The sequence below is a fragment of the Kineosporia sp. A_224 genome (assembly GCF_002198655.1).
Taxonomy (GTDB): Bacteria; Actinomycetota; Actinomycetes; order Actinomycetales; family Kineosporiaceae; genus R-H-3.
This window is the reverse complement of sequence record NZ_MWLN01000233.1, coordinates 1-21070: the sequence shown is the minus strand read 5'-3', so window position 1 is coordinate 21070 and position 21070 is coordinate 1. Positions and strand designations below refer to the sequence as shown.

Below are 21070 nucleotides of genomic sequence, written 5' to 3'. Positions count from 1 at the left end.
CACCGCCCGCACCGCACCGCCCGCACCGTCCACTGGCATCCGACCGGACGTCCCGACGTCGTCCGACCGACCTTCCTGGAGCTCCCGTGAGCATCGTCACCGAGCAGTCGCCGCTGCCGAGCCGGCACGCCGTCCGCAGCCTTCTCGAAGGCCTCACCGGCCGCGACATCGACTTCCGGGACGGCGACCCGATCCCGGCCAAGCCGACGAACACCATCGCGGTGTTCGTCACCGACAAGCTCGTGACGTCGGCCATCGCCGTCGTCACCCTCGAGGGCGCCGCCCGCCTCGGCGGCTCGCTCGGCATGCTGCCCAAGGGCGGCGTGGACGACGCGATCGACACCAAGGACCTGTACAGCCCCATCAAGGAGAACTGCTACGAGGTCCTCAACGTGCTGTCGGCCGTGTTCAACGTGCCGGACGCCCCGCACGTGAAGCTCTACCAGATGTACGGCCCCGGTGAGGCCGTCCCGTCCGACATCGCGCAGCTCGCGTCGACGCTCGGCTCGCGGATGGACATCGCCTTCACGATCGCCGGCTACGGCGACGGGCACCTGTCGCTCGTCGTCCGCTGAGCCGTCCGCCCAGGAGGAACCCATGACCGCGCACTCCCTCGACACCGACGGGAACCCCGTCGGACCGCCCTCCGACGACCAGGAGGTCCACGGCGGTCGTGCGGGCATGGTGCGTTACGTCCGGGTCGGCCGCCAGGCCATCTACGACGCGCAGCGCCAGCTCGTCTCCTACGAGCTGCTGTTCCGCAACCAGTCCGACGCCAACGGCGCGGAGGTGGCGAGCGAGCAGGCGACGAGCCAGGTCATCGCGTCGACGTTCGGCACCTTCGGCCTGGAGGTGATCTCCGACGGCCGCCCCGTGTTCATCAACTTCACGCGGGCGTTCCTCACGGGGGTCATCCCGGTGCCCGTCGAGCCGGAGAACGTCATCATCGAGGTCGGCGAGCTCGTCGACGCCGACCACGAGCTCCTCCTCGGGCTCAACCAGCTGCGCCAGGCCGGGTACCGGCTCGCCGTGGCCGACTACCGCGGCGAGGTGAGCCGCAGCGCGCTCCTCGAGATCGCCGACTTCGTCAAGCTGTCCGTCAACGCGCTGCCGACGCTCGTCCTGCCGGGCCTCGTCGCGCAGTGCCGCCAGGTCGGCGCGACGCTCGTCGCGATCGACATCGAGGACGCCGAGACGTTCCAGCGCGCGGTCGACCTCGGGTTCGACCTGTTCCAGGGCCGCTACCTCGCCAAGCCGTCGGTGCTCGAGCAGCGCACGCTGTCCCCGAGCCAGCTCATCTGCGTCCGGCTGCTCAACGACCTCGCCGACCCCGAGGTCTCGGTGCAGCGGATCGAGCAGCTCGTCGGCACCGACCCCGGCCTCACGCTGCGCCTGCTGCGCACCGCGAACTCGGCGGGTGCCGGCTCCCAGACGGACGTCACCTCACTGCGCCAGGCGCTCGTCCTCATCGGCCCGCGCCGGCTGCGCTCGTGGGTCGTGCTCACGCTGCTCGAGGGAGGCACGACGAAGAACACGAGCGACGACCTCTGGAGCGTGCTCGCCAGAGCCCATGCCTGCCAGCGGCTCGCGGTCGACTCCAGCGACATGGCCTTCACCGTCGGCCTGCTCTCCGGCTGCGCCGACCTGCTCGGCGCGGAGCTCTCCGCGATCGCGGACGGCTCCGGCGTCGGCCCCGAGGCCCGGCACGCGCTCGTCGACGGCGAGGGCTCCGCGGGTCGCGCGCTGCTCGCCGTCCTCGCGCACGAGCGGGACGACGCCGACGCGGTGACCGAGGCGGGCCTGGTCCCGTTCGACGTCTCCCGCGCGTACCTGGAGAGCCTGTCCGAGTCCCTCCAGCTCGTCCACGACCTCCTCGGCAAGAACTGATCCGCGGTCGTCGACCGGATCCAGGGTTCGCCCAGGATCCGGTCCACGACTCGGGATCATCGGTCGAGAAGTGCGGCGCGTACCAGGGCGGCGACCGTCTCGGGGCGGTCCGTGAGGTCCGACCAGGTGAAGCGCAGCACCGTCCAGCCCGCGGTGACGAGACGGTTCTGCCGGTCCCGGTCGCGCTCGAACGCGTCCCGCCCGCCGTGCGCCGCCCAGCCGTCGACCTCGAGGACCACGCGTTCGAGTGAGAAGAGGACGTCGACGACCGCGATGGTCCGGCCCCTGAGGTCCGACACGGCGGAGTTCGCCGTCCACCCGCCGATCCTCGCCGCGGGGAGGATCGCGTGCAGGCGCCGTTCCCCCTCGCTGAGCGCCCCGCCCGCCGTGCGGCGCAGCAGCTCGCGCAGCGCGGGCGTGCCCCGACGTTCGTAGCCGGCGACCGCCGCGTCGCGCAGGTCCTCCCGGGCGACCACCTTCCGCGTCAGCGCGTACGCGAGCAGCCGCTCCCCGTCGTCGACGGGCAGCGTGCGCAGGCAGTCGAGGACGGTCCGGGCGGGCGTCGTCAGACGCGGGCCGCCCCGACCGAGCGTCGTCGTCTCGTGGTCCGCGAGGGCGATCCGGTGCGGTCTCAGGTCGCTGAGGGTCTTCATCCGGCGAGGCGTCACGGCGTGCGCGACGGCGTCGACCGGCACCGGGAGGCGGTGCAGCGCTGCCGCGGTGGAGTGGCTGGCGACGGCGTCCGGCCACGTGAGGCGGACGGCCCACACCAGGGTCGCCGCCGTGACCTCGCCCCCGGTCAGCGCCTTCCCGGCGACCCGGACCCAGACCCCGGTCCGCACCCGGCGTGAGACCTGGTCCGCCGACCACCCGGCCTCGAACGCCTGCTGCCGGGTGAAGGCCCCTGCCTGCCGGTGGGCCACCGGCGGCACGTTCCCGCGAACCCGCCTCTCGGACGACATGGCCCGACCTTGTCGCGCCGCCGGCCGCGACCCCGTGCACGCGTCGTCCCCCTGTGGACGACGTGACGAACTGCCGGGCTGTGGACGGGTCGAGCTGATCCGCTGTCGTCGACCGGATCCCGGGTCCGAGGCCTGGATCCGGTCGACCAGAGCGGATCAGGGGGTGGCGGTGGTCGTCGCGGCGGGGCCGGTGCCGGCGGTGTTCGTCGCGGTGACGCTCACCGTGTAGGTGACGTTGTCGGTGAGACCGGTGAGGCCGCACGACGTTCCGCTCGTCGTGCAGGTGCGCGTGGTCTGGCCGGACGCCGTCGCGGTCGCGGTGTAGGACGTCACCGCGGCGCCGCCGTTCCAGGTGGGGGCCGACCACGAGGCGGTGCTCGAGGTGACGCCGCCGCTCGTCGCCGACGGCGTCACCGGCGCGGCCGGGGCGATCGTCTGGCCCCAGTGCCGGGCGAGGTACTCCTCGACGGTGCGCCGCTCGGACGACGACAGCGCCCGGTTGAAGACGAGCACCTCGCCGACGTCGCCGTCGAGCGGGTACGCGTAGTCGTTCGAGGCGACGGTGTCGGTGCCGCCGACGATGAACGAGTCGCCGACCGACTGCCACGAGGCGACCCTCGACATCGAGCTCAGCGTGCCGGTCCCGTTGAGCGCCAGGCCGTTCGTCAGCGTGCCGCCGGACGACGACGAGACCGACGACGCGATGACGGGCGAGCTCGTCGCCGACGCCGAGCCGTACAACCCGTTGATGGCCGTGTCGTAGCCGTCGCTCTGGTATCCGTCGACGGTCGTCGTCGTGCCGCTGTAGGCCTTGGCGAAGATCCCCGTGTTCCAGCCGCTGTTGAACATCGCGACGGCAGCGGCGCTGTTCGTGCCCACCGTGCCGTACGTCGTCCGGGCCGCGGCCACCGCGAAGACCGTGCGGTTCGCGCTGCCCACGGCACCGATGCCGGTCGCGGTCACCTGGTAGACGTCCGGGTCGGTCTTCGTGAACCGCAACGCCGTGCGGCTGTTGATCGCGGCGGCGGTGAGCGTCGCGCCGCTCGTCGTCACCTTCGGGGCGTTCCAGCCGTTGCCGGAGCGGTCCTTCCAGCAGCCGACCTGGCTGCCGGCGGAGGCGCCCGAGCCGGTGCAGTCGGCCGCGCCGGACAGCGCCGCGTCGTACTGCGCGTCGAGCCAGACCTTGAGCGCGGACGACGCGAAGAGCGTCGAGGGGTAGGCCGACGCGCTCACGGCCGTCGACGCCGGCCCGATGCCGACGGAGTTCGTCGCCGTCACCGTGAAGGCGTAGGTGGCGCCGTTGGTCATGCCGGTCACCGTGCACGGGGACGACGCGCACGACGTCGTGATCGTCCCGAGGGTGCCGTCGGTCGGTACCGCGGTCACCGTGTACCCGCTGATCGCCGCACCGCCGCTCCATGGCGTGGTCCACGCGACCGACGCCTGGCCGTCCGCGCCGGTCACCGTCACCCCGGTCGGGATCCCCGGCGTGATGACGGTGCCCCACTTGCGCGCGAGGTACTCGTCGACGAGGCGGCGCTCGGCGGTCGTCAGGCTGCCGGTGAAGATGACGACCTCGGGGACCGGCCCCTGCCACCAGTACGTCATGCCGGGCGCGCCGCCGAGCAGCGCGAAGGTCGACCCCGTCGAGACCGCGCCGGCGGCGGTCGTCGCGCCGACGCCGTTCAGGGCGATGGACGACGACCCGGACGTGTACGCCGACGTGATCTGGAACTGCTGGTTCTGCACGATGTTCGTCGGGCTCGTCGACGCGGTCGGGCCGGCGGTGTACGTGTCCGAGATGACGGGTCCGGTGTTGAGGTACGTCGCGCGAGCCTGCCCGCCCGTCAGGGCGCCCCAGGACATGAGGTTGCGGTAGGCGACGGTGCCGGTGAGCTTGGCGGTCATCGCCATCGTCGAGGACGTCGTCCCGCTGGGAAGCTTCGAGACGGTGAGCGACAGGTAGTCGTCGACGCCGTCGAAGCCCGGTACAGAGCGGCCGTTGAGCGTCGTCAGGGTCGGCCGGTAGCCGCTGGTCGACTGCGGGGCGTTGTTCGCCTGGCCCGACTTGTCGGCCCAGCACCCGACGATCGTCGTCGCCGTCGCACCGCTGCAGGTGTTGGATGCGTACATCGTGGCGGCGTCCGCGCCGTCGAGCCACGCCCTGAGCCGGGCGGACGTCATGACGGCGGCCGGGTACGGGTAGACGGTGGCCGCGGCGGCGGTCGCGACGCCGGTGCCGGCGCTGTTCACCGGCGCGACCGTCACCGTGTAGGTGGCGCCGTTGACGAGACCGGTCACGGTGCACGGGGACGACGCGCACGACGCGGTCACGGTCGCGAGGGTGCCGTCGGACGGCGTCGCGGTCACCGTGTAGGAGGAGATCGACGCGCCGCCGTTCCAGCCCGACGGCGCCGTCCAGTCGACGTTCACCGCAGCGTCCGTCGTCGTGGACGCCGTCGCGGTGACACCGGTGACGAGACCGGGGGCGATCGTCAGGCCCCACTTGCGCGCGAGGTACTCCTGCACCTGCCGGTTCTCCGCGGCGGTGGGGTTCGAGGCGAGGACGACGACCTCGGCGATCCGCCCCTTCCAGACACCCGTGGTGTTCCAGCCCGTCGCACCCAAGGCCGCGCCCGCCGAGGTGCCGGTGTTGTTCGTCGCCGAGATGGTGTAGTTCGGCGAGGCGTTCATCGTCGAGGTGACGGTCGTCGACGTGATGACGCCGTCCGTGAGGACGGCGGTCGAGACCGGCCAGTTCTTCGTCACCGTCGCCGACGGCCAGGTGCTGTACGTCTCGAGGTAGACCTTGCTGTTGAACGAGCCCTTCTCCAGCACCCGCCCCTGGCCCGTGCCGGCCGCTCCCCAGCCGATGAGGTGCCGGAAGTCGGACGACCCGGGCGAGGTGTCCTCCTGCATCGCGACGGCGTAGACCGCGGACGACGTCGTCCCGGTCGGCAGCTTGGCCACCGTCAGGGGGTAGTAGTCGTTCGTGCCGTCGAACAGCGGGGCGTTGCGGCTGTTGAGGCTGCCGACGGTCGGCTGGTTCGCGGCTGTCGTCTGGACCGCGTTGTTCGCCTGCGTGGACTTGTCCTTCCAGCAGCCGATCGCGCCTCCCCCGGACGGCGCGGCACCGGTGCAGGCGGTCGAGGTGTAGAGCGTCGAGGCGTCGGCACCGTCGAGCCACAGCGACGTCGCGGCCGGCGTCATGACCCCGGCCGGGTAGGGCGTCACCGTCGTCGAGGACGACGCCGCACCGGTACCCGCGGCGTTCGTCGCGGTGACGGTCACCGTGTACGTGATGCCGTTCGTCAGGCCGGTCACGGTGCACGGGCTCGAGGCCGCCGTGCACGTCTGCGTCGACAGGGTGCCGTCGGAGGGGACGGCGGTCACGGTGTACGCGGTGACGGCGTTGCCGCCGTTGCTCGCGGGGGCGGTCCAGGAGACGGCGGCCGACACGTCACCGGCCGCGGCACCCACGGACGTCGGCGCGCCGGGCACGGTGTACGGCGTCACGGCCGCCGACGCGGCGGACGCCGGGCCGGCGCCGACGCTGTTCGTCGCCCGCACCGTGAACGTGTACGCGGTGCCGTTCGTCAGACCCGTCACCGTGCACGTCGTCGCGGGCGCGGTGGCGCTGCACGTCTGCCCGCCGGGGGACGCGGTCACGGTGTAGGCGGTGACCGCCGCCCCGCCGTTCCACGCGGGGGCGGTCCAGGAGACCGGCGCCTGGGCGTTCTGGCCGCCGGTCGCGCTGACGGCGGTGGGTGCCTGCGGGGTGATGACGGAGGCCCACTTGCGGGCCAGGTACTCCTCGACGCCGCGGCGCTGGGTCGCGGTGAGCGTCGTGTCGAGGACGATGATCTCCGAGCTGCTGCCGTACCAGCGCCCCGCCGGTGTCGTGGTGCCCCAGGACCCGATCCACAGGTGGTCGGTGCCCGTCGAGTAGGCGCCGCTGCCGGTCGCGCCGCCGTCGCCCTGGGCCCACACGGACATCGACGTCCCGGTGGCGAACTCGGCGACCGCGACACCGGTCGCCTGCGCCGCGGGCCAGGCGGTCGCGAACGCCTGCGGCGTGTAGTACGCGTCGACGCCCGTGGCGGACCAGCTCGTCAGCTTGCGCTGGCTGCCGTTCGTCGTGCCGCCCCAGGAGAACAGCGCGATGCCGTTCATCGCCGTGGCCGGGTTGACCGCGGCCGCGGCGGCGACCGTGCTGGATGCGGTGCCCGTCGGCACGAGGGCGACGTTGCCGGCGAGGTAGTCGTCGGTGCCGTCGAACGCGGGGACGGCCCGGCCGTTGACCGTCGTCAGGGCGGGCCGGTACCCCGCCGTCGCCTGGGTCACGTGGTTGCCGCTCGCCGACCTGTCCTTCCAGCAGCCGACCGTGGTCGTCGCGGTCGCGCCGGTGCAGGCGGACGACGCGAGCAGCGTCGCGGGGTCCGCGCCGTCCAGCCACAGCTTGACCGCGGAGCCGGACAGCACCGTCGCCGGGTAGGGCGTCACGGTCGCGGCGGACGACGCGGGGCCGGTGCCCGCGCTGTTCACCGCGGCGACGGTGACCGAGTACGTGGCGCCGTTCGTCAGCCCGGAGAGCGTGCACGGTGACGACGCGCACGACGTCGTCACGGTCGCGAGCGTCCCGTCCGACGGCGTCGCGGTGACCGTGTACGACGACACGGATGCGCCACCGTTCCAGGCGGGCGCCGTCCACGCGACGGTCGCGGTGCCGTCGGCCGTCGTCGACGCGGTCGCGGTGACGCCGGTCGGGGCCTGCGGGGTGACCACCCCGCCCCACTTGCGGGCGAGGTACTCCTCGACGGTCCGCCGCTGGGTCGACGTGGCCGTCCCGCCGAGGACGACGACCTCGGGGACGGCGCCCTGCCAGTAGTAGCCGTTGGTCGAGGACTGCCGACCGACGTTCCCGCGTGCCGTGACGGTGCTCAGCGACGTCGCGGCCGAGGTCGTCCCCGGTGCGCCGTTCATCCAGCCCGTCACCAGGGTCGACGTGTGCTCTCCGGCAAGGATCCCGACGGACGACGTCCAGGTGCCGGGTGACGTGGTGCCGGTGCCGTAGCCGTCGACGACGGCGGCCGCGCTCGAGGTGGTCTTGGAGAACTGCCGACCCTGCGCGCTCGTGGCCTCTCCCCAGAACAGCGCGGTGCGGTAACCGCTGCTCGCAGGGGCCGGGTCGGTCATCGTCGCCGCGAGGAACGTCGTCGAGGACGACGTCCCGGCCGGCAGCGTCGACAGGTTGCCGATGCCGAGGTAGTCGTCGGTGCCGTCGAAGCCCGGGACGGAGCGTCCGTTGACCGTCGTCAGGCTGGGGCGCAGCGACGTCGAGGACCCGGTCGCGTTGTGCCCGCCGGACGACTTGTCGGTCCAGCACCCGATCGACGTCGTCGGGGCCGCGCCGGTGCACGTGTTCGAGGAGTACATCGTCGCGGCGTCCGCGCCGTCGAACCACACCGCGAGGGCGGCGGCGCTCATGACCGCTGCGGGGTAGGTGACGAGCGAGACCCCGGGCGACGACGCGGGGCCGGCGCCGACCGCGTTGTTCGCGGCGACGGTCACCGCGTACGTCGCGCCGTCGGTGAGCCCGGTGAGCGTGCACGGGGACGACGCGCACGAGAGCGTCACCGTGGCGAGCGTCCCGTCCGAGGGGGTGGCGGTGACCGTGTACGAGGTGATCGCCGAGCCGCCGTTCCAGGCGGGGGCGGTCCAGGCGACGCTCGCCGCACCGTTCGTCGTCGTCGACGCCGTCGCGGTGACGCCGGTCGGGGCGGCCGGGGTCACGGTCACCGACCACTTGCGGGCCAGGTACTCCTCGACGGTGCGGCGCTGGGAGTCCGTGAGCGTGGAGGACAGCACGACGATCTCGGGGATCGGCCCCTGCCAGAGCGAGCCGCCGCTCCAGCCGCCGAGGAACGCGTTCGTCGTGCCGGTGCTGAAGGGCGCTGCCGCCCCGCTCCCCGGGGCGATGCCGTCGCGCGCCGTCCGTACCGTCGACGCGGCGAACTCGGCGACGGCGACCGTCGTCTGCGACGGCGTGAAGGAACCGGGGCTGCTGTACCCGTTGCCGTGGGCGTCGGCGAACATCGTGGCGCTGCCCGTGTCCTTGGCGAAGATCCGCTTGGCGTTCGTCGACGCGGTCCCCCAGGCGAGCACCGTGCGGTAGCCGGAGGTCGCGGGCGAGGTGTCGGCGAGCTGGACGACGTGGAAGGCCGTGCTCGCCGTCGTGCCGGTCGGCAGCAGGGACGGTGTCAGCAGCATCTGGTCGTCGGTCGCGTCGAACCGGGGTGCGGCGCGGGGGAGGTTCGTCGCCGAGAGGGTCGGCTGCTTGGCCGCCGTCGGCTGGGTGGCGTCGTCACCCGTCGCCGACTTGTCCTTCCAGCAGCCGACGGTCGTCGTGGCCGCCGCACCGGTGCAGCCGGACGACGCGAGCATCGTCGCGGCGTCCGCACCGTCGAGCCACAGCGTGAGGTTCGCCCCCGACATGATCGTCGCCGGGTAGGGGATCGCCGTGACGGCCGTCGACGCCGGCCCGGTCCCGATGTTCGACGTCGCGGTGACGGTGACCGCGTAGCTGCCGCCGTTCGTCAGGCCGGTGAGGGTGCAGGTCGTCGTCGGTGCGGTCGACGTGCACGTCGCGGTGCCGAGCGTGCCGTCGGACGGCGTCCCGGTCACGGTGTACGAGGCGAGGGTGCCACCGTTGGCGGCGGGGGCGGTCCACGAGACCGCCACCTGCGCGTCGGACGGCGTCACGGTGACACCGGTCGGGGCGCCGGGGTAGCCGGTGCACGCCGTGGCCGCGGCCGTCGCGTTCGTCGACACCCAGTTCCCGAGCCGGGCCTTCACCGTGGGCGTGACGGCGGCCGCGGGGACGGTCACCGACGCGCTCGTCCCGGACACGTTCGTCGCGACAGTGGTGCCGGTGCCGTCGGTGACGTCGTAGGTGAGCCCGGACGGCAGCCCGGAGGCCGGCGTCCAGGAGACGAGGCACGTGGTCGCGGCGGTCCGGGACGCGGTCACCGCGGTGGGGACGTACGCGGTGAGCTGGCCGGCCGAGTACACCGCGGGCGGCCCGGACGTCGTCGCGGAGAACACCGCCCCGATCACCCCGAGGACGAGCGCCGCGGCCACCACCGCGAACGCGCCGAGGCCGGCCTTCGCCGCGGTGGTGCGGGCGCTGCGGTCGGCGGCGCCGCGGTGGCGCGCACGCGAGGACTGCCGCGCGCGTGCGCGCGGGACCTCCCCGACCCCGTCGACCATGCCTGTTGGATCGACGTCCTGGAGTTCGCCCTTGACGCGCGTGCGGGTGATGGTGGCGCTGCGACCGCCCGATGTCATGCGCCGTCCGGGTGACGACGAAGATCGGTTCACCCGGACGGCCCACCGGGCTAAGGCTGCTACCCGCCCGTCGGCCCGTGGGGCCTGCAGCGCGACGGGTGACCGTGAGCCCTGCGCCCGGACGGCGGATCAAGGCCGGTCCGGCACGACCCGACGAACAGACGGTGACCCGGCCCCGGCGTGCGAGCCCGGCCCGCGAGGCGCTGCGCCTCGTGCGCCGGGACATGCGCTCGCCCGACAGCGGCGACGAGGGCCGCCAGCTCGAGCTCTGCCGGATCATGTGGTGGTTCCGGCATACGGTGGTGGCCGCGGCGCTCCTGGCGGCGGTCGTGGACCGGTTCCCGGCGGCGTGGGGCGGTGGCATCGGGCCGGACGGCGACGCGCGGCTCCTCGCCGCGCTCCTCGTGGGCCAGGCCGCGACCCACGGCTGGTCCGTCCGGCGGCCCGACGCGGCCTGGCTCGCGGCCCTCGTCGACGGCGCCGTCCTGCTCACGCTCACGGCGCTCGGGCTGCCGCCGCTCGTCGTCCTGCTCTGCGCCGTCGCCGTCCTCGGCTGGGCGGCGACCTTCCGGCCGGCGTCCGCGGTCGTCGCGTACGTCGAGGTGCTCGCGGCCGTCGCCCTGACCTGGGCGCGGTCCCACGACGTGCTCGGCGCCGGCCCGGTCGTCGTCGCGTTCTGCATCCTCGGCGGGATCTTCATGATGCGGACCGTGCGGCTCAACATCGGGGCCCGCCGGGCGGCGGAACGCGACCGCCTGGTGCAGCAGGGCGTCGACATCGCTCTCTGGGAGCAGATCCCGGGCCGCAGCGCGTTCGTCATGAGTGCCGCGGTCGAGCGGGTCCTCGGCCACCCGGCGGCGCGCTTCGCCGAGCACCGGTTCTGGGAGGGCCTGGTCCACCCGGACGACCTCGGGGAGTTCGTCGCCCTCGACCGGGGCCGGCCGGCCGTGGGCCGCGTACGGCACGCGGACGGCACCTGGCGCTGGATCGAGAGCCGGGCGACGACGGTCCACGACCGGGGCGGCCGTCGGGTCTTCTCCGCGGGCGTGCTCGTCGACCGGACGCAGGAGGTCGAGGCCCAGCGCGAGGCCGCCGAGATGGCCCGCCTGCTCCACGACCAGGCACGGCACGACGAGCTCACCGGCCTCGCGAACCGGCGCTACCTCTTCGAGTGCCTCGAGGAACGGCTCGGCGCCGGCCCCGGGGCGGACGGGCACGACCAGCCGTGCGCGCTCTTCCTCCTCGACCTCGACGACTTCAAGGAGATCAACGACTCCCTCGGGCACGCCACCGGTGACCAGGTGCTCGCGGGCATCGGCCGGCGGCTCGCGGCCGCCGTCCCCGACGGTCTCGTCGCGCGGCTCGGCGGCGACGAGTTCGCCGTCCTGTCGTGCGGCCTGACCCCGCAGGAGGCCGAGTCCCGCGGCCGCCTGCTCGCCGACGTCGTCCACGAGCCGCTCGAGGTCGACGGCCTGCGGCTGCGGGTCCGCGCGAGCGTCGGCATCTCGCTGCACCCGCGCGACGCGGACGACGCGGCCGAGCTCATGCGCCGCGCCGACGTCGCGATGTACCAGGCGAAGGAGCACGGCTCGGCCCCGCAGCGGTACGACGCCGCGACCGACCTCTTCGGGCGTGAGCGTGTGCAGCTCACGGCCGGTCTCTACCAGGCGGTGCCGAACGACGAGCTGCTCCTGCACCACCAGCCGCTCGTCGACGTCGCGACCGGCCGGGTCGTCGCGCTCGAGGCGCTGAGCCGCTGGGAGCACCCCGAGCTCGGCCTCGTGGCCCCGGCCCGGTTCATCGAGCTCGCGGAGATCTCCGGGGAGATCCAGCGGATCACCCGGTGGGCGATCCGCCGCGCGCTCGAGGACCTGGTCGCCCTCGGCGACGGGTGGGCCGGGGTCGAGATGTCGGTGAACCTCTCGGTGCGCAACGTCTACGAGCCCGACCTCGCGGCCTGGCTCGCCGACACCCTCGCCGACCTCGGCGTCGCCGGGGAGCGCCTCGTCCTCGAGATCACCGAGGGCGCCGTCATGGTCGACTACGCGGCGGCGGTCACGTTCGTCGAGACCATGCGCGACCTCGGCGTCCGGACGTGGATCGACGACTTCGGCACCGGCCACTCCTCGCTCGCCCGGCTGCGCCGGCTGCCCGTGGACGGCGTGAAGATCGACCGCGCGTTCGTCTCGGCCGCGCTGCAGTCGGACGCCGACCGCAACCTGCTCGCCGGCCTGCTCGGCATGGTCCAGTCGCTGGGCCTGTCGACCGTCGGCGAGGGGGTGGAGACCCAGGAGTCCCTCGACCTGCTCAGCTCGCTCGGCTGCGACGTCGCCCAGGGCTGGCTGTACGGCCGCCCGGTGCCGCTCGACCGGCTGCCGCCGACCTCCGCGGAGCTCGACGGCCCGCGACCGGCGGTGCTGCCGGGCGGCACGTCATCGGTCGCGCCGCTGCCGGTCGTGCGGCCGCGGCGCGGCGGGGCCGCGGCCGGTCAGGTGCCCGCCGCGACCTGATCGTCGTCCGCGTCGGGGCCGCCGCCCGGACCGAGCAGGAGGATCGTCCGGAACGGCCCGCCCCGCCCGGTGGGGCCGCCGGGCCAGGTGCGTCGGTCGAGGAGGAGGGCGTCCCCGGGGCCCAGCAAGACGCCGGCCGCGGCGGGGCCCGGCCGGCCCGGCGGGAGCCGGTGCCCGGACGGTGTCGCGAGCATCGTCGCGTGCTCGGCCGCGGTGACGTCGGTGAGCCAGTGCACCGGCCCGTGCCGCCACGGGTGTGCCGGGTCCGGCACCGCCCGGACGAGCAGCCGGGGCACGCGCAGCTGCAGCTGCCGGCAGAGCAGGGCCCAGCGCAGGCCGGACCCGTTGCTGCGCAGCAGGTCCGCGAGCGCGGGGTCGCCGGCAGCCTCGCGCGGCAGGTGCAGCCGGCGGCCGGGCTCGGCGACGCCGCGGGCCGGCCGCCGGGTCTGGGCCCGGTCGAGGACCGCCGTCCACGCGTGCACCTGCGTCGCCGTCAATGCCCCGGGGCGCACCGTGAACCCCCGGCGCTCGACGTCCTCGAGCTCGTGCTGCGCTGCGGGCATGGCACGCTCCCCGGCGGACGGTCGCGGCGGCCGCCCTGTGCAGGGACAGACGCACGGGACGCCGCGGACGATGCGTCCGCGGCGTCCCGGTGCCGGTGGCTTGTCGCAGGCCTGCGGGGTTGCCGCAGACCGGTGTCAGCGCCCCTTGGCGAGCCCGGCCTCGACGGCCGCGATGAGCCGCGGCCGCAGCTCGGCCGCCGGGATCACCGCGTCGACGGAGCCGACCTTCACCGCGCGCTCGATCGAGTGCACCGCGTCGAACTCGCCGGCGACCTCGGTGAGCTTCTCCGAGCGCACCGCGGCCCGCAGCTCCGCGAGCTCGGCCCGCAGCCGGGCGCGCTCGATCTCCTCGGCGGAGGCGAGCTGGGCCTCGACGGCACGCACCCGCGGGTCGGCCGCCGTCCGGTTGTCGACCTCGCCCGTGAAGACGACGCCGGCCGCCGGTGCGCCGCCGATGACCGAGGCGAACGAGCCCTCGACCGCGAGCACGGTCATGTTGTCGTGCAACGTCTTCGAGAACACGACGAACGCGCCGCCGTGGTAGCGGGAGACGACGCAGAAGACGATCGGGCCGTCGAAGTTGACGACCGCGCGGCCGATCTCGGCGCCGTACTCGAGCTGGAGCATCCGCATCGACTCCGGCGACCCGTCGAAGCCCGACAGGTTCGCGAGGACGACGAGGGGCCGGCTGCCGCTCGCGGCGTTCACCGCGCGCGCCGTCTTCTTCGACGAGCGGGGGAAGAGCGTGCCCGCCGTCCAGGTGTCCGGCCCGTCGCTCGGCGGGAAGCCGCGGCGCGGGATCGGCCGGGACTCGATGCCGAGCAGGCTCACCGGGTGCCCGCCGAGGTGCGCGTCGAAGACGACCGACGTCTCGGCGTCCGCCATGCCGGCCCAGCGCTCGAGCGTCGGGTGGTCGGTGTCGGCGACCGAGCGCATGAGCGCGCGGATGTCGAACGGCTTCTTGCGCTCCGGGTTCGTGTCGGGGGAGAAGATGTCCCCGACGACCTTGAAGTCGCTGTCCGGCACGTCGTGCGGGTAGTCGAGGATGCTCCGGTCGCGCGGGTCGGTCGTCGCCGCCGGCCGCGGGAACACCTCGCCCGGGGTGACGTAGGCGTGGTCGTAGTGCTGGAAGAGCACGCCGACGGCGCTCGCCAGGTCGGGCGCCCAGTACTGCGCCTGCCCGTTCGGGCCCATGACGCGGTCGTAGCCGCCGATGCCGAAGTTGTCCTCGGCGGAGACGCCTCCGGAGTAGTCCAGGCTCGTCTTGCCGGTGAGCACCATGGCGCTGTCCGGCGTCATGACGAGGATGCCCTTGGTGTGCATGAGCATCGTCGCCTCGGCGTTCCAGTACGGCTGGGCGCCGACGTTGATGCCGGTGACGACGACGTTGATCTCCCCGCCGTCCTGCGTGAACTCGATGATCCGCCGCAGCCCGCGGGCGACCCAGTCCATGTTCTCCGTGCCGGAGTCCATGGAGATCCGGGCGCCGGCGGACAGCGCGAACCACTCCACGGGCGCCGACATCTCCTGCGCGAGGTCGAGCGCGGCGCAGATCCGCGCGCACTCGCCCTCGGCGACCGCGCCGAGCGCCTTCGTCGGGTCGCCCATGAGGACGACGCGCGCCATCCCCTCGGGGTGCCGGGTGCTCGGCGTCCGGACGACGCCGGCGACGATGCCGGCCCGGTTGCGGCCCGGGGGGCGCTCGACGGGGACGAGGCGGCCGTCGTCGTCGAGGTCGTGCTCGACGAAGGTGCCGCCCTTGCCGGCGATGAGCGGGACGATCTCGTACGGGTAGACCGTGCCGCGCCGGCGTGAGCGCAGCACCTTCTGCGCGTAGTCGTCGAGCGGCTTGAGCCGGTCCTCGGGCGGGCCGCTGACGGTCGCGACCACGCCGGACCCGGGCTGGTAGAAGAACCGTGCCGAGACGGCCATGACCGCCCCGCCGGGGCCGGTCACCCGGCCCTGGACGACGATCTCGTCGACGCCGGCGCCGGAGGTGAGCGGTGCCACGACCCGCTTGAGGGCGGTGAGCTCCTGGACCGGGGCGTCCATGACCGGCCAGATGTAGAGCCACACGTGGTTCATGTCGAGCCGGGTGCCGCCGGGCAGCGTGGCCCGGGCCCGCCGGATCGCGTCCATGCAGCCCGCGACGGCCCGCTCGGCCTGCGGCAGCGAGGCCACCTTGCCGTCGGCGTCCCGGATGATCGACAGCTCCCGCACCTGGGCGAGCACGATGAGCCGGACGTCGCTCGGGTTGTCCGGTGCGACGGCCTTGTAGAGGAGCACGTCGTCCGCCGACGGGAGCCGGGTCAGGTCGAAGTCGCGCAGCCGCCACAGGTCCAGGCGGCGGCCGACCATCGGGTGCAGGCCGCGGACGAGGGTGTCCTCGAGGACCGGCAGGGTGGCGTCCGGCGAGGGCCGGAAGGTGAACCGCTGCACCTGCTTGCCGTCCGCGCCGCCCGCGACGGCGACCGCGACCCGGCGCACCTTGCGGGCGAACCGCAGCTTGCCGAGCCGCTCGCGCAGCGCCTCGACGCTGTCCTCGACCCGGGCCGGGGCCTGCGGCCACGCGAGGTAGAGGTCGACCACGCTCTCGTGCCCGGCGGGTGCGGCCTCGACCTCGTCGTCGAGCAGCCGTGCGACGTCGTCCAGCTCGGACATCGCCGCGACCGTCGTCACGAGGTGGGTCGGCCGCTTGTCGAGCGTGTAGTCGGCGGTGACCAGGGGACGGCCGTCGACGACCCGGGTCGTCAGGTCGTGGAGGGTGTACTCCCGGTAGTGCCGCCGGGCGAGCACCTCCAGGAGCGGCTCGGGGGCGGAGATCCCGGTCGCGATCCGCTCCGCGAGGAACCGGGTCACCGGCTCCGGGCTCGCGACGAGCTCCTCGACGGTGCGCTCGAAGTCCTCGGTGCCCGGGTTGCTCGACAGGTACCCCAGGCGCTCCCGGACGGCCGCGAAGGCCTGCTGCCGGGCCGCCTCGACGACGGGTGCCTCGAACCACCGGAACCGCACGCTGCGGGCGAGGTCGCCGACGAGCGGGTAGCGCAGCTGGGTAGCCAGCACGAGCCGGTCGAGCACCTCGCGGGCGTGCTCGACCCGCTCCGGGACGGCCGCGTCCGTCGACCCCACCGGGGTGTCCTCGGTGAGCCAGCGCTCGAGGAGCGCGGCCACGAAGGGCAGGTGCGAGCCGGCGCGCTGCTGGCTGAGGAACGCGCGGAAGACCGCCTCCTCCAGGCGCGGCGAGCGGTCGAGGGAGTCGACGCCGTAGTGCGTGAGGAGCCGGGTGAGCCGGTCCCGGAAGCCCTGCGGGAGGCGCTCCCGGTCGACGTCGAGGGAGTGCAGGTAGACGTGGAAGTACTCGCGGGGGCTGTGCACCTGCTCGTCGCCGGAGTCCTCGGCGCCCGGCCGGTTGCGGGTGAGGTCGCACAGGTCGGCGAAGACCGAGAGCACGTCGAGCTCGCCGTCGACGAGCCGGGCGTCGTCCGGGGCGGCCTCCGCGCGGGCGGTGTGGTAGCCGGTGACGCAGGCGCGGCCGTCGTCCGAGGTGAGGTCGAACCCGAGGATGAGGCTGCGCAGGTCGGCCAGGCACGTGAGCGCACGGTCCGCCGGGGACCTGGCCCCCGCCGGTTCCGGCAGCTCGATGCGCTCCACGCGGCGCTCGGCCGGGGTGGCCTCGCCGTCGCCGGCGGGCTCGAGCCGCAGGAGCGGCTGGCCGGCCCCGACCTGGTCGTTCGCCGAGACGAGCAGCTCGCGCATCCGCCCGGCGAACGGCGCGACGAGCACCGTCTCCATCTTCATCGACTCGAGGACGACGACCGGTGCGCCCTGCGCGACCTCCTCGCCCGGGGCGACGGGGCACGACACGACGAGCGCGGGCGCGGGCGAGCGGACGACGCCGCCCTCGTCCTTCGTCACCCGGTGCACGACGCCGTCGATCTCGACGAGGTGGTCGGCGGCGTGGGTGGCGGTGACGACCCGGAAGGAGCGGTCCCCGACGACGAGCCGGGCGGCGTACTCGCCCTGGTCCTCGACCTCGGCGTCGGTGCCGAGCCCGTCGACGCTGACCCGGTAGCGGCGCGGGCCGACCTGGGCGACCTCGACCTTGTGCGCCGTCCCGCGCAGCTTGAGGTCGAACGCTCGGCCGACCTCGTGCCGGGCCTGCGGGCGGCCGCCGTGCGCGGTGGCGAAGAACCGCAGCCGCTCGGTGCGCTCAGCGTCGTCGTACGCGTCGATCGCGGCGGCGACGAGGGCGACCCCGGCGTCGCGGTGGTTGACGAGCCCGCCGGTGGTCCGGACGCGGTCGATCCAGCCGGTGTCGGCGCTGCCGTCGACGACCTCGGGGGCGTCGAGGAGGTCGAGGATGAACGACTTGTTCGTCGTCCCGCCCTCGATGACGACCGTGGTGTCGGCCATCGCGCGCCGCAGCCGCGCGAGCGCGACGTCCCGGCTCGGGCCGTAGGCGATGACCTTGGCGATCATCGAGTCGAAGTCGGCGGGGATCGTGTCGCCCTCGGCGACGCCGGTGTCGACCCGGACGCCCGGGCCGAGCGGCAGCCGGAGCAGGGCGATCCGGCCGGGAGCGGGGGCGAAGTCGCGGTCCGGGTCCTCGGCGTTGAGCCGGGCCTCGACGGCGTGCCCGTTCTCGAGCGGGGCGGTGCCCTCGAGCCGGCCGCCGGCGGCGATGTGCAGCTGCAGCGCGACGAGGTCGGTGCCGGTGACGAGCTCGGTGACCGAGTGCTCGACCTGGAGCCGGGTGTTCACCTCGAGGAAGGCGAAGGACCGCTCGGACGGCTGGTAGAGGAACTCGACGGTGCCCGCGCCGCGGTAGCCGACCTCGAGGGCGAGCCGTTCCGCGGACTCCTTGACCTGGCGCACCTGGTCCGGGCCGAGGACCGGGGACGCCGACTCCTCGATGACCTTCTGGTTGCGGCGCTGCACCGAGCAGTCCCGGACGCCGAGCGCCCAGGCCGTGCCCTGGCCGTCGGCGATGATCTGCACCTCGACGTGCCGCGCGCCCGTGACGAGCCGCTCGAGGAAGACGACGCCGCTGCCGAAGGCGCGCTGCGCCTCGTCGCGGGTGCGGGCGAAGACGTTCTCCAGCTCGGCGTCGCTCGTGACGACGCGGATGCCGCGGCCGCCGCCGCCCGCGGCCGCCTTGAGCATGAGCGGGTAGCCGATCCGCCGGGCGTTCTCCTTGGCGGCGTCGAGGTCGTCGACCGCGCCACCGCTCCAGGCCGCCACCGGCACGCCCACCCGCTCGGCGATGAGCTTGGCGCCGATCTTGTCGCCGAGGGCCTCCATCGCGTCCGGGCTCGGGCCGACGAACACGACACCGATCCGGGCGCAGAGCCGGGCGAACTCCGCGTCCTCGGCGACGAAGCCCCAGCCGACCCACGCGGCGTCCGCGCCGGTCTCGACGAGGGCCCGCTCGAGGACGGCGTGGTTGATGTACGGCCGCTCGGACGCAGGGCCGAGGTTGTACGTGTGGTCCGCCTCGCGGGCGAACATCGCCGCGCGCTCGCCGTCGGTGTGGAGGGCGATCGTCTCGATCGCCGTACCGTGCCGGGCGTTGAGCTCACGCACGGCGTGGACGAGGCGCATGGCCGCCTCGCCCCGGTTCACGATCGCCACTCGACGAAGCACGTCGCCTCCGCTCCTCGACCGCAGGTGGACAGGTCCAGGCAACCCTAGACGCGACCACGCGCCAGCCGAAGAGCAGGCGTGCGCGTGGAGTGAGCGATCGCACCAGGGGGACCCGCGTCACCATCGCACGTACCCGCGAGTAACGCCGTCGGGGGTACCGCCTTCGGGCTAGGGGCGCCCCGCCGCGGGGAGCGCGGTGTGGCAGCATCGCACGATGCGCATGCTCCCCGCCGTAGCGTTCTGCGTCCTGGTCGCCGGCTGTGCGTCGACAGACCCGCAGACGTCCGCCTCGACCGCGGTGGGCGGCACGTCCGCTTCGTCCTCGTCGGCGCCCTCCGCGAGCGCGTCGGCGGGAGCGGTTGCTCCGTGCGACCTGCTGTCCTCGGCGGAGCGGGCGACTCTCGCGGGCCGGCCTGTGGGGAAGCCTTCGCCCGGCGCCACTGGGGGGATGCCCCTGTGCAAGTGGCCCACGGCCGACGGTGGCTTCGTGCAGGCGGCCTCGGCCCCTGCGTCGCAGTGGGCGCAGTCCTTGCCGGAGCTGCTGCGGCTCGTGGAGGCGTCGAACCTCATCACCGACGACGAGGGCCTCGAGAAGCTGCGGGAGGGAGGCAGGATCGTCGCCGGAGGGCAGCGCCTCGACGCCGTCGAAGCGTGCGCGATGTTCTCCCGGCTGGTCGAGCTGCAAGGTGTCGCCCCGGGCAGGACCTCGGTGGTCAACGTGCTTCCGACGCTCGAGGATCCGAGCGCCGTCTCAGGCCAGATGTGCAGCGAGGGCACGTACACGTCCGTCATGGTCGCGAACGTCAAGGGACTGGACGAGCCGCTGCCTGTCGAGAAGGTCGAGACTGCGCTGGAGTCGGCCCACCGGCGAGCCACCGGATAGCGCTGGCCGACCCTCCCGACGTCGCTAGAGGCCCGGCCGGGTCACCGGCGGCGGCGGGACGTCGGCCGGCAGCGGGGTGCCCTCGAGCACGACCCGCTCGGCCCTGGAGGCCGCGAGCGCCTCCTCGGCTGCGAGCGCGTCGGCCGCCGCCTGGGCCTCGTAGTCGGCGACGATCCGGCGCAGCCCGGCGACCCCGAGGGTGCACACCGCGACGACCGCCGCCCACCGGACGAGCGCCGTACCGGCGTCGAGGTCGCCGCCCGAGACGAGCGACCACAGCGTGGGGCCGGAGACGAGCGCCCCGACGATCACGCCCCAGCGGATGTTGTCCATCGACGTCCCTTTCGTGACTGCGCGCCGAGGCTGCGGCCTCAGCGGGCGGCGGGCCGGGCGGACGGCCGGTCCGTGACCGGGTCGAGCCCGAGCGAGGTGATCATCCGGGCGCAGAGCAGGGCCGACCAGGTGACCCGGTCGACCGGGATGCCGTCCAGCCGGACGACCGGCAGGTCGAGCTGGAGGACGGCGGCCGGGTCGGGGACGCCTGCCGCGCCCTCCACGACGAGGGCGTCGACGGTGTCGAGCGACTCCAGCCACGCAGCCGTCGCGACGGGTCCGCGGCCGGCCTCCACGACCGCGACGACGGCACCGGCCCCGACGGCCTGGAGGGTGTCGAGCAGCCCCTCGACGTCGTCCTCGGTGGCGATCGCGACGACCCCGGCGGTGAGCTTCTGGGCCCGCGCGATCGCGGCCCGGCGGGCCTGGCCCGGGCGCGGCGGCACGACGACGACGGGGCGCGGCCGGTCGTCGATCGCGAGGTCGAGCGCCGTCCGGTGCGCCTCGAGCGCGACGAGCGGGGCCGGTCCGACGACCGCGACGATCCGGGTGTCCGGGTCGATGTCCGAGGTCGGGAGCCGGTCGAGCATGCGGAGCACGCCGGAGAACCGGTCGGGGCCCTTGTAGCGGCGGGTCCACGAGGCCGGGACGCCGAGCCGGCGCAGCGCGCGACGGTCGGCGCTCACCTGCAGGTCGGTCGAGCCGTCGTGGTCCGTCGACTCCGGCTCGTACGGCTCGTCGTCGTCCGCCCCGAGCGCGACGAGCAGGCCGCGGGTGGTCTGCACGCTCGGCGGGGTCGCCGGCACGAGCGGCGGCACCGGGGTGCGCTGCGACGGCGGGGCCACGAGCGCGACCGGCTGGCCGATCCGGCTGACGGCGTCCTGCGGGGCCGCGTGCAGCGGGTGCACGGGGGCGAGCGGGGCGGTCGGCGCGGTCGGGGCG

At 74.2% G+C, this 21070-nt stretch carries 9 protein-coding genes and 1 pseudogene; 4 read left to right on the top strand and 6 right to left on the bottom strand.

Annotated features, from left to right (window positions below):
- Nucleotides 1–86 precede the first annotated feature (86 nt).
- Nucleotides 87–575 carry a hypothetical protein gene (locus EDJALFJO_RS31640; protein WP_088290613.1) on the top strand — a complete coding sequence of 163 codons (489 nt, stop codon included), beginning with the start codon at nucleotides 87–89 and terminating at the stop codon, nucleotides 573–575.
- 22 nt (nucleotides 576–597) lie between these two features.
- Nucleotides 598–1887: an EAL and HDOD domain-containing protein gene (locus EDJALFJO_RS31635; protein WP_088290612.1), complete on the top strand. Its 1290-nt coding sequence runs from the start codon at nucleotides 598–600 to the stop codon at nucleotides 1885–1887.
- Between the two features lie 56 nt (nucleotides 1888–1943).
- Here EDJALFJO_RS31635 and EDJALFJO_RS31630 read toward each other — a convergent pair whose 3' ends face one another.
- Both EDJALFJO_RS31630 and EDJALFJO_RS31625 read right to left on the bottom strand, forming a co-directional pair.
- A complete protein-coding gene (locus EDJALFJO_RS31630; RefSeq protein ID WP_143448904.1) occupies nucleotides 1944–2810 on the bottom strand; it encodes a DUF559 domain-containing protein in 867 nt (288 codons plus the stop codon).
- A 195-nt stretch (nucleotides 2811–3005) separates the two neighbouring features.
- The gene (locus EDJALFJO_RS31625) at nucleotides 3006–10196 is read right to left on the bottom strand and encodes a fibronectin type III domain-containing protein (RefSeq protein ID WP_233150152.1); all 7191 of its coding nucleotides are present in this window, start codon (nucleotides 10194–10196) and stop codon (nucleotides 3006–3008) included.
- 164 nt (nucleotides 10197–10360) lie between these two features.
- On the opposite strand from EDJALFJO_RS31625, the gene EDJALFJO_RS31620 reads away from it, so the two are divergent.
- Entirely contained in the window at nucleotides 10361–12706 is a 2346-nt protein-coding gene (locus tag EDJALFJO_RS31620) for a bifunctional diguanylate cyclase/phosphodiesterase (RefSeq protein ID WP_088290609.1), read from the top strand.
- Here EDJALFJO_RS31620 and EDJALFJO_RS31615 read toward each other — a convergent pair.
- Entirely contained in the window at nucleotides 12685–13269 is a 585-nt protein-coding gene (locus tag EDJALFJO_RS31615; RefSeq protein WP_088290608.1) for a hypothetical protein, read from the bottom strand. The two genes, EDJALFJO_RS31620 and EDJALFJO_RS31615, sit on opposite strands and share 22 nt — an antisense overlap.
- Nucleotides 13270–13404: 135 nt before the next feature.
- The gene (locus tag EDJALFJO_RS31610) at nucleotides 13405–18912 is read right to left on the bottom strand and encodes a carboxyl transferase domain-containing protein (RefSeq protein WP_088290607.1); all 5508 of its coding nucleotides are present in this window, start codon (nucleotides 18910–18912) and stop codon (nucleotides 13405–13407) included.
- 214 nt (nucleotides 18913–19126) lie between these two features.
- Here EDJALFJO_RS31610 and EDJALFJO_RS31605 point away from each other — a divergent pair, with 214 nt between their 5' ends.
- On the top strand, nucleotides 19127–19795 hold the full coding sequence (locus tag EDJALFJO_RS31605; protein ID WP_143448903.1) for a DUF3558 family protein: 669 nt from the start codon (nucleotides 19127–19129) through the stop codon (nucleotides 19793–19795).
- A gap of 24 nt (nucleotides 19796–19819) precedes the next feature.
- Here EDJALFJO_RS31605 and EDJALFJO_RS31600 read toward each other — a convergent pair whose 3' ends face one another.
- Together EDJALFJO_RS31600 and EDJALFJO_RS34710 are read right to left on the bottom strand one after the other, a co-directional pair.
- Entirely contained in the window at nucleotides 19820–20128 is a 309-nt protein-coding gene (locus EDJALFJO_RS31600; RefSeq protein WP_088290605.1) for a hypothetical protein, read from the bottom strand.
- 38 nt (nucleotides 20129–20166) lie between these two features.
- A pseudogene (locus EDJALFJO_RS34710) lies at nucleotides 20167–21070 on the bottom strand (hypothetical protein); the annotation flags it as partial.